The organism is Nonomuraea sp. NPDC050733, assembly GCF_040654215.1.
Taxonomy (GTDB): Bacteria; Actinomycetota; Actinomycetes; order Streptosporangiales; family Streptosporangiaceae; genus Nonomuraea.
The window spans coordinates 15,053-27,215 of the sequence record NZ_JBFAHO010000065.1 but is presented as its reverse complement, the minus strand read 5'-3'; the positions used below and the strand labels follow the sequence as shown (position 1 = coordinate 27,215).

Below are 12,163 nucleotides of genomic sequence, written 5' to 3'. Positions count from 1 at the left end.
AGACTTCCTGCACACCTACAACCACCACCGCTGCCACACCGCACTCGGAGGCCAACCCCCGATCACCCGCGTCAACAACGCTCCGGGTCAATACACCTAGTCGCAGGTCCGGGTGCTGACGGGCGTGGTGACGGTGGCGGACTGGCGGGCGTCGGAGGACACCTCCGAGGCGGTCAGCACGTACCCCGTGTCCTTCTGGCCGACGACGACACCGAAGACCACGCCCAGCACCCGGCCGCCGGGGTCGAGCAGCGGCCCTCCGGAGTCGCCCTGCTCGACGGTGCCGCGGATCACGTAGACGTCCCGTGACACGTCGCCCTCGTGGTAGATGTCAGGGCTGAGCGCCTCCCGGCGGGCGGCGATCCTGGCCGGCTGCGGCGCGTACCCCCGTCCCTGGGGGTAGCCGGCCACGATGGCGTCGTCGCCCTTGGCCGCCTCACCGTGGAAGGCGAGCAGCGGCAGCCCGGCGTTCGGGACGTACAGCACCGCGACGTCCCGCCGCGGGTTGAAGCGCACCACCGTGGCGGGGCGCGCCTGCCCGGTGTGGTCGATGACCTGGAGGGCCGTGTCCACGCCCGCGACGACGTGCGCGTTCGTCATGACGTGGTCGGGCGCGAACACGAACCCGGTGCCCTCGATCTGCTTGGCGCAGGAGCTCGCCGTGCCCCGCACCTGGACGATCGCGGCCCGCGCCTGCTGGAGCCCGGCGCTGGCGAGCACCGCCGGGTCGGGCGGCTCCACGTCCACGGCGTCGCCCCGGATGGCGTCAAGCACGGGCGGGAATTCGGACCGGTCGATGAATTTCTTGAACGGTTTCTGCCAGGCTCTCACGCCGTCCGGCATGGCGCCGTCCACGGTGGACAATAACAACGAGCCGCGAATCTGTTCCACGACCGGCGTGAATGTGCTGGCGACCAGCAGGCTGCCCACCATCCAGGAAATGACGAGCACCGACAGCACCCCGGCTATTGTGCCGCCCGCCGCGTCCACCGCCTTGGCCGGCGGCCGCCGTACATATGAGCGCACCACGGCGCCCAGGGTGGACGAGAGGAGCTGGCCCAGCATGGCCGCCACCAGCACAACAACCACCGCGACCAGGGCCTGCATGAGGTCCCCGTCGACCAGGGCGCCGGCGATCGGCGGTGCGACGTAAACGCCGAACACGCATCCGCCGACGAAACCGACGAAGCTCATCACCCCGAGGACGAATCCCTGCCGATAACCCGAGAAGCCGAATCCGACCGCCATGGCGAGCAGAACGAGATCCAACAGATCACCACGCACGCGGCCAAGGAAACCACAGGCTCATCCCCTTTCCCAGCCTCTTTCTCCCGCCGGACGGACCGGCCGGGAAAAGGGACGGAGAAACGGACGCCGTCGCCGGCGATTTCGGGCGCGGGGCTCAGCCGCCGAACATCGCGACCTCGGTCCCCGGCTACTGGGAGGCCGGCTTCGTCCCCTTCCACGCCCCCTCCGGACGCCCCATCGAACGCGGCCCGGCCGGCACGAGCGCCGAGGCGGTCCTGACGCTGGTCAGCAGCGGCGAGGTCGTCAACATCTTCCCCGCCCACGTCTCCCGCTACTGGGCCCGGCCCGACATCGTCTGGCTGCCCGTCACCGACATGGACCTCTTCACCTTCGGCCTCGTGTGGCGCACCGAGGCGGAGAACGACGTCATCCGCGCCCTGGCCGACGTGGTCCGCGGCCTGGGCGCACCCACACTGTGACGCCGGTCAGTCGCCGATCGCCAGGGCCGCGTGGAGCGGCCCGTGCTCGTCCAGGCACCGGAGCACGCAGTCGGCCAGGTCGGCCCTCGACACCCGGAGGCCGCCGCGCACGTTCCGGTCGATCGCGCTGCGGTAGGAGCCGGTACGCGGCCCCTCGGTGAGCCGTGGCGGGCGGACGATCGTCCAGTCGAGCCCGCTCGCCCGGACGACCTCCTCCATGCGGAGCATGTCGGCGAAGGGGTTGCGCAGCACCCGGCCGAGAACGGGCTTGAACACCAGGCGGGTCACGGGACCGTCGCCTTCGGTGATCATGCCGCTGGCGCTCACCACGACCAGGCGCCGTGCTCCCTCGGCCTCCATCGCCCTGACGATGGAGGTGGAGGCGCCGGCGCAGATCGTGCTGGGCCCGCGTCCGTGCGGCCCGAGCGCGGACACCACCGCGTCCCGTCCCGCGACGGCCGGGCGGATGTCGTCCGGGTCCATGACGTCCGCCCGGAGCACGGTCAGGCGGGGACCGTACGGGGCGAGCCTCGCCGGGTCGCGGACCACGGCCGTCACGTCATGGCCGGCCTCCAACGCCTGCTCGACCACCCGCCGTCCGGTGCGGCCGGTGGCTCCGAACACCGTGATCCTCATCCCGGCCCCCATGGTTAGTTAGTGCTCACTAACCAGGTTAGGATGAGTGAACGCGTCCCGCCCTGTCAACTCGCGCGCCTCGGTCCTGGTGCCCACCGTGTCACGTCCCTTCCTCGCGGGGCCCGTAACGGTGGACCCGCGAGATCCGGCCGATGTGACGAACCCTTTCCCGTCGCCTCCCATCCACCGATCGGCGGATGTCCACGGCGGCGTACGTCGGCGACTCTGCCATGGCAGTCATCGAGACAAACGACCTGCGCAAGACGTACAGGACCGGCACGGTGGTGGGCGGCGTCTCCCTGACCGTGGAGCGAGGCGAGATCTTCGGGCTCGCCGGCCCCAACGGAGCGGGCAAGACCACTGATCGACGGCGCGCTTCCCGCGGTCTCCCGTCAGGCCAGGTGCGGGAGCAGCAACTGCCCGATGGACACGACGCCGACTCCGAGGATGAGGACGCGCAGGACCGGCGGCTTCAGGCGGCGGCCCGCCGTGGCCCCGACCTGGCCGCCGATGGCCGAACCGCCCGCGAGGAGCGCGACGGCCGTCCAGTCGAAGTCCGCGACGACGAGGAAGAGGAGGGCGGCGACGGTGTTCACGACGGCGACCAGGACGTTCTTGACGGCGTTCAGGCGCTGCGCGCTGTCGTCGAGGAGCATGCCCATGAGCGCCATGTAGATGATCCCCTGGGCGGCGGCGAAGTAGCCGCCGTAGACGCTCGCCAGCGTCAGCCCCGACGACAGCAGCAGGCCACCGCCGCGGTGCGCGGGCGCACCCGTCACCTCGCGGCGACGCCTCACACGCCGGCTGATCCGGGGCTGGAGGACGACCAGGACGAGCGCGAGAGCCACCAGGGCCGGCACGACGCTCTCGAACGCCGTGCTCGGCAGGGTCAGCAGCAGGGTGGCGCCCGCGAGCCCGCCGATCCCGGCGCCGACGCCGAGCCGCGCGACCCACCGCCCCTGCCCGGCCAGCTCCCTCCGGTAGCCGATGGCCCCGCTGACCGAGCCGGGGATCAGGCCGAGCGCGTTCGAGACGGTGGCGGTCACGGGCGGCAGGCCGACGGCGAGGAGAACGGGAAAGGTCACCAGCGTGCCGGAGCCGACGACGGTGTTGACGGCCCCGGCGATGACGCCGGCTCCCAACACGGCGAGCATCTCCGGCGGCGTCACGCCGCGCGCTCGTCGACGAGCCGGGTGGCGTGGAGCGGACTGCCGGCAAGGGAGCTCATGATCTGGAGCATAGGAACAGAACGCTTCGGCCCACGCCGAAGCGTTCCCTCTCCCACTACACCACCGCCCCCGGTCCGTCGCGGGTGCGGCGCACCCGCGGCTCGGGCGGTTCGGGTGGCGGCTGCTTGCTGCGCCGTTCCAGCTCGATCGCCAGCGGTCCGGCCACGAACGAAGAGGACGCCGTCCCGACCACGATCCCGATGAGCAGCGCGATGGCGAAGTCGCGCAGCGAATCGCCGCCGAAGATCGCCAGCGCGGCGAGGATGAACAGCGCGCCGAGTCCCGTGTTGAGCGTGCGGGGCACGGTCTGCAGGATCGCGTCGTTGACGACGTCGGCGAACGGCGCCCGCCGCCGCGCGCTCCACAGCTCCCGCACCCGGTCGAAGACCACCACCTTGTCGTTGATCGAGTACCCGATGACGGTGAGCATGGCGGCCAGGAAGACACCGTCGACGGGCTTGCCCAGCCAGGCGAAGACGCCCACGACGGCGGCCGTGTCGACCACCAGGGCGAGCACCGCCGCCGTGCCGAACGTCCACCTGAACCTGACCGCCAGGTAGACCATCTGGGCCGCGAGCGCCACGCCGAGCGCGATGACCGCGTTGCGGCGCAGCTCCTCGCCCAGGCTGGGGCCGATCAGCTCGTCGCGCTGCTTGGTCACCTCGCCGAGCTCGCCGTCGAGCGCCCGCTCGATGGCGGCCACGTCGTCGGCGCTGATCTGGCCGGCGCGCACGGTGACGAGGTCGCCGGCGGACTGCCCGGTGCTCTGCCCGGTGGTCTGCCCGGTGATCTGCACTGCAGCCGTCGGGTGCCCGGCCTCGGCCACCGCCCGGCGGGCCGACTCGGCGGTCACCGGCTCGGTGGCGGCGAACTCGACGATCCGGCCGCCGGTGAACTCCACGCCGAAGTTCAGGCCGTGCACGGCCGGACCGGCGACGGCGGCGACCACCAGCGCGGCGGCGACGGCCAGCCAGAGCCTGCCGCGGGCCATGAGCCGCACGTCACGCCGGTTCACCCAGGCCCGTACCCGGCCCTCGCTGCCCAGCCCCGACGCCCGTGCGCCCATCCTGCTGATCAGGAGGTGGGTCAGCACGCGGGTGATGAGCATCGCCGAGATCAGCGAGGCCAGCACGCCGATGGCCAGGGTCACGCCGAATCCGCGCACCGGCCCGGAGGCGAGCCAGAACAGCAGCCCGGCGGCCAGCAGCGTGGTGATGTTGGAGTCGGCGATGGCGCTCCAGGCGTTCCTGAAGCCCCGGTCGAGGGCGGCGCCCAGGCCGCGCCGGGGCGAGCGGCCGTACTCCTCCCTGGCCCGCTCGAACACCAGCACGTTGGCGTCCACCGCCATGCCGATGGCCAGCACGAACCCGGCCAGTCCGGGCAGGGTCAGCGTCGCGCCGAGCGCGAGCAGGGCCGCGTACGAGATGAGCCCGTAGACGGCGAGCGCGACGGCGGCGAGCAGCCCCACCAGCCGGTAGACGGCGACGATGAACAGCGCCGTGAGGAGCACGCCCGCGACGCCCGCCTTGGCACTGGCCTCGATGGCCTGCGCGCCGAGCGTGGGGCCGACGGTCCGCTGCTCGATCAGCTCCATGGGGACGGGCAGCGACCCGCCCTTGATGAGCACGGCGAGGTTCTGCGCCTCCTCGGGCGTGAACGAGCCGGTGATCTGCGTGGATCCGCCCTGCATGCCTGCCTGGCAGGGTACGGACGCGTCCACCTGAGGCGAGGAGATGATCTCCTTGTCGAGGACGATGGCCAGCCGCCGCTTGGGATCGCCGACCTGCTCGCAGGCGAGCGCGCCGGTGAGCCGCTGCCAGGCGGCGGGGTCGCGGAAGTCGACCGTGACGAACCAGCCGGGGCCCTGCTGCGGGTCGGTGCGGGCGGCGGCGTCCGTCACGCCGTCGCCGGTGATCGCGGCTGCGCCGAGCGAGAGCCGCTGCCCCGACTCGTCGGCCACGGCTCGGGGGTCGCCCGCTTCGGCCTGGCCGGTGACCGGGTGGAAGGCGAGCTGCGCGGTCTTGCCGATGACCTCGGCCGCCTGGCGCGGGTCGAGCACGCCGGGCAGCTCGACGATGATCCGCCGCTCGCCCGACCTGACCAGCGTGGGGTCGACGACGCCGAGCGCGTCGGCGCGGCGCCGGAGCACGTCCAGGGCCCGGTCGGTGGCGTCGGCGTCGGCCTTGGCGGTGGGCGAGTCACGGGTCTCGAAGACGAGCTGGGTGCCGCCGCGCAGGTCGAGCCCGAGGCGCGGCGACATGGTGAAAGCGAGGATGAAAGCGGTGATCACGAGGGCACACGCGATCACCGCGCGCCACACGGGCGCACGGGACATGGAAGCCTCCACAGGCTGTCGAGGGAAAGGACGTCAGCGCGTCGTGGAGGGTGGCGCGCGAGCGCCGGCCACACGGTGGCCCGGCCGCGGTGGAGCGGAGGGCCGGGTGGCGGTGAAGGAGACGCGGCGCGTGGTCCGGCCCGGTTGCCAGGCGGGCGGCGCGACGGCGAGCCACACCGGCGGGACCGGCGTGCCGCGGGCCGGGTGGAGGTCGGGCGGGGCATGGTCGCCGAGCCCCGCGTGGCCGGCGATGCCCGGAGCGCTCCACCAGACCGACTGGACGACGTTCTGGTGGGCGTTCTGATCGGCGTCGCTGTGAGCGCCGGGACCGGCGAACGCGAACACCGACATCAGCAGGAGCAGGACGGCGGGCAGTCTTCCGCGCACGTCTCCTCCTCACCGGATGGGGGTGGTGCCGGATGCGTATCCGGGCGCCTGGCGGCCACCGTACCCGGCCCGGAGCAGCGGCGGGGACAACCCGGTGATCACCTCAGAAAACGGACGTCCAACTCTTTTCGTCTTTCGGGTCGTCTCGGCTATGGTCGGCCGTATGACGGGACCGTGGACGACACCACGCGGGCCCATCGCGCGTGGCGGCGTGATGGCCCTGGTCCTGCTTTCCCTGCTGCTGTCGGTGTGCAGCTACGCCCGCTACGGCGGCGACACCGGCCACGGGGCGCCGCCCGTTCCCGGTCAGGCGTGGAGCCTGGGCGCATGGGACGCCCAGCTGACGAGCCTGCCGCCGCAGAACGCCAGCGCCCGCGAGCACCACGTGCTGTCGCTGTGGCCGCCGCCGCGCCGTGAGCGGCACGACGCGGCCGCCCATCTCGCGCTGCTGCTCCCTCCGAGCCCGGAGGCGCACCAGATCCGCGATCCCCAGCAGCTCGCGCACCGCGCCGCGGGGTCGCGCAGTCCTCCGCTGATCTAGCCGACGCCTCCTCACCTGCTGTCTTACGGCTGCTCGCGCGCCGTGGGGCCGGCCATGCGTGCCCGGCCCTCCGCCGTCGCGCCGGCTCGGCCGCAGGCACCCCTACGTGGGATGTGCCGTCCTCCTTTCGTGTGAGCGCCTTCCTTCGTGTGAGCGCTTTCTTCCGTGTGAGCAAGGAGCCGATCATCGTCATGGCCGACGTCAGATCAGTCCACACCCATCTGCAGCACTACGAGCAGCACATGGCGCGGCTGGAGGAGCTGCGCGGGCTGCTGTACGACCAGCTCGCCCAGGCCGTCACGCAGCCCTGCCCGTCAGCCGGCCGCGTACGCCGGCGCACGGCCCGGCGCAGGATCGCCGCCATCGAGGCCGCGCTGGAGCGCATGGACCGGGGGCTCTACGGCACGTGCCAGTGCTGCGGGGCGTTCATCGCGTTCGAGCAGCTGCGGCGGCGGCCCCACCGGCGCACGTGCGAGGGATGCGCCCTCGCGCGCCGCCACGAGGTGACGGCATGAACGCCGCCGGCCCCGCTTCCCTCCGCCGGGGCTATGTGGCGCTCGACCTGGGCACCGCGCGTACCCGGTGGCTGTCGCCGGGCGCATGCGTCGTCGCCGACCGCCCGTCGGCCCTCCCGCCCGGGATCGGTGTGGGCGTGCCCGTGGCCGCGACGCCGAGTGACCGCCGGGCGGTGCGCACCGCGGTCGCCGAGGTGGCCGCGTGCGAGGTGACGCTGGTGGAGGAGCTCCCGTACGCGCTGGAGGGCGTCGTCGAGATGACGGCCGGCCTGCTGCGCCGCCTGCCCGCCTGCCTCCGGGCGAGCGCGCGCGGCAACGGTCTGCTCGTCACCGGCGGCGGCGCCCAGCAGGGGCAGCTGCTGCACCGTCTGCACACCGCGCTGCGCATGCCGGTCAGCGCGGCGCCCGGCCCCGCGCACGCCACCATCCGCGGCCTGACCCGCCTGTGCCTGCAACCGGCTCTCGCGGCAGGCATCGCCGCACGCGGCCGCTGAGCCGCTGAGCCGCTCCGAGCTCGCTCGTCTTCCTCACCAGGAGTCTCCACATGACCGACTTCCGCGAAACGCCCATCCGTGAAACATCGCATCTGAGCACCGTGCAGTTGCAGACGCTCCGCCAGGATCTGCAGGAGCAACTCGACCGGCGTACCCGCCAGCTCCTCGGCCTGCAGGCCCAGGCGGAGGACAGCAACGGCGGCGACGGCACCTATCAGGAGCTGCTGGTCTCCCTGACCACCGCCGACCGTGCCATCGCCGAGCTCGGCAAGGCCCTCAGCCGGATGGAGGCCGGCAGCTACGGCCGCTGCGCCCACTGCGAGGCGGGCATCCCGTTCGAACGGCTCAAGATCCGGCCGTTGGCCCGCTACTGCATCAAGTGCCAGCGCCGCTACGAGGCCGCCTAGCACCCGGGGCCGCCGGGTGCCCTCCTGCGACGAGGGCACCCGGAGGGCGACGATCCGACAGGGAACAGCTCATGATCAGACTGGACCGCTTGGCCAACGTGCTGGGCGGATACGGGGTGCGGCTGTGCGGCCGGCCCGACTCGCGCTCGACGCGGTTGCGCAGTGTGGCGATGCCCGACGCCACCGACAGCCGGGTGCCGGGCGATGTGCTGCTGGCCGTGGGCGCCGCGTCGGTGACCGAGGCGGTGCGGTGGGCGGTGGCGGCCCAGGCCGCGGTGGTGCTGGTGCGTGCCGGGGCCGACGCCGAGCGCGAGGCTTCCCTGGCCGGCGCGAGCGAGGGCGTGGCGGTGATGCTGGTCGATCCCGCCGTCTCGTGGAGCCAGCTGGCCGGCGTGGTCTACGGGCTGGTGCTGGAGGGGCGGGAGACCGAGTCGGGGCGCGGCCCCACGGACCTGTTCGCCCTGGCCGACAGCACCCCGCGCCAGGCCCAAGGCCTGCTGCGGGAGCTGCGCAGGCTGGCGGACGCCGGGCAGCCGGTGGACCACACCGTCCTGGACGCCGGTCAGGTGGCCGAGCACGTCCCGCTCGCCTCGGGCGCCCTGCGGGCCGGGGTACGGATCGACGGACAGCGGTACGTCGACCCGGGCCGCTTCGTCCACGCCCTCGGCACGGCCGTCATGGCCCGCGGCGCGACCGTGTACGCCTTCGAGGTCGCCGACGTGCGCAGCGACGACAGGAAGGCCATCGTGGTCTCCCACCACGGCACGATGCTGTCCGCCGACGCGGTGGTGCCGGCCACCGGCGCCTGGCTGCCGCGCCTGGCCTCCCGCTGGGGAGTGCGCTCCCCGATACGCGCCGGGCGCGGCTACTCCTTCACCGTGCCCGTGAACCGCTCCGTCCCAGGGCCGATCCACCTGCAGGACGTACGGGTGGCGTGCACGCCGTACCAGGGAGGGCTGCGGGTGGCGGGCACCATGGAGTTCCGCGACCCCGACGCGCCGGCCGTCCCGGCTCGACTGGAGGCGATCATCGCCTCCGCCCGCCCCCTGCTGGACGGGGTGCGCTGGGACGAACGCACCGACGTCTGGGTCGGCCCGCGACCGGTCACCCCCGACGGCCGTCCGCTGATCGGCGCCACCCGGACCCCGTGCGTGTACGTGGCCGGCGGGCACGGCATGTGGGGCCTGGCCCACGGCCCCGCCACGGGACGCCTCCTGGCAGAGCAGATCACCACCGGCAAGCAGCCTGCCGCCCTGCGCGAGTTCGACCCGCTCCGCTGACGACCTGCCCCGGATGTAGCGAGTTGACCCTATTGCGTTACTCTCGGTCGCCACCCGATCAAGATCTGGAGAAACGCATGACGAACGGGCATTCCGGTGTGCACCTGTGCGGCAGCGTACCCCTGGCGGATTCCGAAGCCGTGTTCCGCCAGGCTGCGACCCGGCTGGGCGACCGCCTCCGGCGGATTCCCGACGGGGAGACCGGTGTGCGGGACAACTGGGTCGTCTGGCAGCTGCCGAAGCTGCAGGCGCACCCCGACCTGGAGACCGTGATTCCCTCGGACCCGCGGTACGGCCCCGCCCCGCGGGTGCGGCCGAGGCCTGGGGTCGACCCCGGCTCGATCACGTTCGGCGCGCTCGGGTATTCGGCCGCGGCGATCGAGTCCTGGCAGGTCTTCTCCCGACTCCGCGACGAAGGAGTCATCCCGCCGGGTGTACGTTTCCAGGTCAGCCTGCCCACGCCGGTCGCCGTGGTGGCGCCGTTCGTCGCCGAGCACCACCCTGAGCTGGAGCGGGCCTTCGAGGCCCGGCTCCTGGCCGAGCTGGCCGAGATCGTGGCCGCCGTCCCCGCGGCCGACCTGGCCGTCCAGTGGGACACCGCCGTGGAGTTCGGCATCCTCGAAGGCGTCTTCCCGGCATGGTTCGGAACCGACGACGAGACGCTGGAAGCCGGGATCGTGGACCGGCTCGTACGGCTGGGCGACGCGGTGCCTGAGCCCGTCGAGCTGGGATATCACCTGTGCTACGGCGATTTCGAGCACCGGCACTTCGTGGAGCCGGCGGACACGTCCCGGCTCGCCTCGGTGGCCGCGCGGGTGTCCGCGGGGCTCGGCCGGCCCCTGCACTGGCTGCACCTCCCTGTCCCCCGGGATCGCGCCGACGTCGACTACTTCCTACCGTTGAAGGCGCTCGACCTACCCGCGGAGACCACGCTCTACCTCGGGCTCGTCCACGCGACCGACGGCGTCGAGGGCGGTCTACGGCGCATCGCCGGGGCGAAGCAGATCCTCACCTCGTTCGGCGTCTCCACGGAGTGCGGCATGGGACGCCGGCCCGCCGAGCAGATCCCGTACCTGCTGGACGTGCACGCGCGGTTGGCGGACTCACTCCAGGAGTCATGAGGTGACGACCGAACCCCGCTAGCCGGTCCTGCTCACGGTGCCGGTCCTGGCGTCGATCTTGAGGCCGTGCCAGGCACCGTCCGGGGTGAGGACATCGACATCCCAGACGAGAATCTTGCCGGTGTACCTGTCCAGGCTGATGTGAGTGATCTTGCCGTGCGGCACCGCGGAGGACACCTTCTTCACCACGTCCTCGAAGGAGAGCTCGGCGTCCTCGATGATGCCCATGACCCTGGCCTTCTCGCCCTTGCCGGTGTCCTTGCTCCGGGGTTTCGAGACGACATTTCCTGACGCGTCCACTTCCATCAACTGCTCGGTGCCGTCGGGACGGGCCAGCTGGACCTCCCAGATCTGGCCGCCGTTCTCCGACTGCACCGAGAGGACCTTGGTGCCCTCGACAGCGTTCGTGGCCGCGGCGACCGCCTTTTCGAGGCTTCCGATGCCGCCGGACTCCTGGGCGGAATCGCCGCTGGGGTCCCCGGGGGACATGAGCGCGGGTGCGGCTCCTCCCGCGGGCGCCGTCTCGACGGCACTGGTCTGGATGGGGGCGCTCCCGCAGGCTCCGGCCGCGAACAGGAAGAGGACGCCGACAATGGGCTTGAACCGCTTTCCACCATTCATACTGGCGACGCTGCCCGGAACTCCATAAAGGCACGCCCAGAGCCCGGACAACACGGTCCAGACCCGTTCCGTGCGGTCAATCAGGGAGATCCTCAGGGACCGGCAGGTCCAGGGCCTCAAGGAAGCGAGCGGTCTTGACCTCGACGAAGACCTCCCCGTCGTCGAGCACGTCGACGTCTTCCTCCTCCTCGTCCAGGTCGAGCTCCCAGGGATCGCGGTCCTCGGCCAGGTAACCGAGCAGCTCACTCGCCTTCACCGCGTGATCCACCTCGCCACCCCCCTGGCTGCGCAGCATCCACCAGTCGGCGAGGCCCGTGGCCTCCCGGACGACGTCGGTCGGCGATGAGGCGTCCTCGTCCTCGAAGTACGTGCGCGGGGTGAACCCCAGGTAGGCGATGCCGCTCCCACGCCCCGCCGGCCGGTAGACCACGGTCGCGATGTCACTGTCATGGATGTCGACCATCAGCCACGGCTCCACCGCGGGCGGCACCGGCTCCTCCTGGTGCTCCGTCCACTGTCGCCCGTCGAACAGGTAGATGGCGGAGAATCCCATCAGGCGCTCATGGCTGGTCGGGCAGGGCCACGACGGAGCCCACGGAGACGAGCGCGAGGGGCGGACAGGCCCTGTCCTCGCTGCGACCGGCTACGACGTTCGCCATCTGTTCCCACTTGTAGAACCTTGATCACAGGACGACTCTAGGACCACGCTACGTCGAGCATAGGACTTTCGCCGGCGGCCCGGTGGCGGACGTCCGTCTTGCACCCGCCGCCATCTGACCCCTTCCGGCTCGGCCCACCAGCGCGCGATCACCCGCCGGGGTAAGGACTGTACGAGTTCTGGACCGAGGAAGGTGCCCATATCTACCTTCA

The 12,163-nt window shown here is 72.1% G+C and carries 13 protein-coding genes and 1 pseudogene; 7 read left to right on the top strand and 7 right to left on the bottom strand.

Annotated features, from left to right (window positions below; all coding sequences use genetic code 11):
• Positions 1–96 precede the first annotated feature (96 nt).
• Both AB0H64_RS43250 and AB0H64_RS43245 read right to left on the bottom strand, forming a co-directional pair.
• Positions 97–1,269 (bottom strand): MarP family serine protease, encoded by a 1,173-nt coding sequence (locus AB0H64_RS43250; RefSeq protein ID WP_357637301.1) that lies wholly within the window; start codon positions 1,267–1,269, stop codon positions 97–99.
• Between the two features lie 464 nt (positions 1,270–1,733).
• Positions 1,734–2,363: an SDR family oxidoreductase gene (locus AB0H64_RS43245; RefSeq protein WP_357637298.1), complete on the bottom strand. Its 630-nt coding sequence runs from the start codon at positions 2,361–2,363 to the stop codon at positions 1,734–1,736.
• 197 nt (positions 2,364–2,560) lie between these two features.
• Here AB0H64_RS43245 and AB0H64_RS43240 point away from each other — a divergent pair.
• Positions 2,561–2,716 (top strand): annotated as a pseudogene (locus tag AB0H64_RS43240) (hypothetical protein); the annotation flags it as partial.
• 39 nt (positions 2,717–2,755) lie between these two features.
• Here the strand turns inward: AB0H64_RS43240 and AB0H64_RS43235 are convergent.
• The 3 genes from AB0H64_RS43235 to AB0H64_RS43225 all read right to left on the bottom strand — a co-directional run bounded on the left by AB0H64_RS43235 (position 2,756) and on the right by AB0H64_RS43225 (position 6,314).
• The gene (locus AB0H64_RS43235; RefSeq protein ID WP_357637296.1) at positions 2,756–3,532 is read right to left on the bottom strand and encodes a sulfite exporter TauE/SafE family protein; all 777 of its coding nucleotides are present in this window, start codon (positions 3,530–3,532) and stop codon (positions 2,756–2,758) included.
• A gap of 115 nt (positions 3,533–3,647) precedes the next feature.
• Positions 3,648–5,927, bottom strand: a complete 2,280-nt coding sequence (gene secD / locus AB0H64_RS43230) for a protein translocase subunit SecD (RefSeq protein WP_357637293.1) — start codon at positions 5,925–5,927, stop codon at positions 3,648–3,650.
• Positions 5,928–5,960: 33 nt separating this feature from the next.
• Positions 5,961–6,314 carry a hypothetical protein gene (locus AB0H64_RS43225; protein ID WP_357637289.1) on the bottom strand — a complete coding sequence of 118 codons (354 nt, stop codon included), beginning with the start codon at positions 6,312–6,314 and terminating at the stop codon, positions 5,961–5,963.
• Positions 6,315–6,477: 163 nt separating this feature from the next.
• Here AB0H64_RS43225 and AB0H64_RS43220 point away from each other — a divergent pair, with 163 nt between their 5' ends.
• The 6 genes from AB0H64_RS43220 (at position 6,478) to AB0H64_RS43195 (ending at position 10,672) form a co-directional block, all read left to right on the top strand.
• Positions 6,478–6,855: a hypothetical protein gene (locus AB0H64_RS43220; protein WP_357637288.1), complete on the top strand. Its 378-nt coding sequence runs from the start codon at positions 6,478–6,480 to the stop codon at positions 6,853–6,855.
• Positions 6,856–7,004: 149 nt separating this feature from the next.
• Positions 7,005–7,370, top strand: coding sequence for a TraR/DksA C4-type zinc finger protein (locus AB0H64_RS43215; RefSeq protein WP_357637285.1), 366 nt, complete (start codon positions 7,005–7,007; stop codon positions 7,368–7,370).
• Positions 7,367–7,864, top strand: a complete 498-nt coding sequence (locus AB0H64_RS43210) for a hypothetical protein (protein ID WP_357637284.1) — start codon at positions 7,367–7,369, stop codon at positions 7,862–7,864. Before AB0H64_RS43215 ends, AB0H64_RS43210 begins: the two co-directional genes overlap by 4 nt.
• Positions 7,865–7,914: 50 nt before the next feature.
• On the top strand, positions 7,915–8,271 hold the full coding sequence (locus AB0H64_RS43205) for a TraR/DksA C4-type zinc finger protein (RefSeq protein ID WP_357637281.1): 357 nt from the start codon (positions 7,915–7,917) through the stop codon (positions 8,269–8,271).
• Positions 8,272–8,342: 71 nt separating this feature from the next.
• On the top strand, positions 8,343–9,551 hold the full coding sequence (locus AB0H64_RS43200) for an FAD-dependent oxidoreductase (RefSeq protein WP_357637280.1): 1,209 nt from the start codon (positions 8,343–8,345) through the stop codon (positions 9,549–9,551).
• Positions 9,552–9,628: 77 nt separating this feature from the next.
• Complete coding sequence (locus tag AB0H64_RS43195) at positions 9,629–10,672, top strand: hypothetical protein (protein ID WP_357637277.1); 1,044 nt, start codon at positions 9,629–9,631, stop codon at positions 10,670–10,672.
• A gap of 18 nt (positions 10,673–10,690) precedes the next feature.
• Here AB0H64_RS43195 and AB0H64_RS43190 read toward each other — a convergent pair whose 3' ends face one another.
• Together AB0H64_RS43190 and AB0H64_RS43185 are read right to left on the bottom strand one after the other, a co-directional pair.
• Positions 10,691–11,293 carry a PepSY domain-containing protein gene (locus AB0H64_RS43190; protein ID WP_357637274.1) on the bottom strand — a complete coding sequence of 201 codons (603 nt, stop codon included), beginning with the start codon at positions 11,291–11,293 and terminating at the stop codon, positions 10,691–10,693.
• A gap of 76 nt (positions 11,294–11,369) precedes the next feature.
• Entirely contained in the window at positions 11,370–11,846 is a 477-nt protein-coding gene (locus AB0H64_RS43185; RefSeq protein WP_357637272.1) for a hypothetical protein, read from the bottom strand.
• Between the last annotated feature and the right edge of the window lie 317 nt (positions 11,847–12,163).

Coding starts and splice junctions, on each gene's coding strand:
- AB0H64_RS43190 (WP_357637274.1), bottom strand. CDS start 11,293: ATGAATGGTGGAAAGCGGTTCAAGCCCATTGTCGGCGTCCTCTTCCTG.
- AB0H64_RS43200 (WP_357637280.1), top strand. CDS start 8,343: ATGATCAGACTGGACCGCTTGGCCAACGTGCTGGGCGGATACGGGGTG.
- AB0H64_RS43205 (WP_357637281.1), top strand. CDS start 7,915: ATGACCGACTTCCGCGAAACGCCCATCCGTGAAACATCGCATCTGAGC.
- secD (WP_357637293.1), bottom strand. CDS start 5,927: ATGTCCCGTGCGCCCGTGTGGCGCGCGGTGATCGCGTGTGCCCTCGTG.
- AB0H64_RS43185 (WP_357637272.1), bottom strand. CDS start 11,846: ATGGGATTCTCCGCCATCTACCTGTTCGACGGGCGACAGTGGACGGAG.
- AB0H64_RS43220 (WP_357637288.1), top strand. CDS start 6,478: ATGACGGGACCGTGGACGACACCACGCGGGCCCATCGCGCGTGGCGGC.
- AB0H64_RS43210 (WP_357637284.1), top strand. CDS start 7,367: ATGAACGCCGCCGGCCCCGCTTCCCTCCGCCGGGGCTATGTGGCGCTC.
- AB0H64_RS43245 (WP_357637298.1), bottom strand. CDS start 2,363: ATGAGGATCACGGTGTTCGGAGCCACCGGCCGCACCGGACGGCGGGTG.
- AB0H64_RS43195 (WP_357637277.1), top strand. CDS start 9,629: ATGACGAACGGGCATTCCGGTGTGCACCTGTGCGGCAGCGTACCCCTG.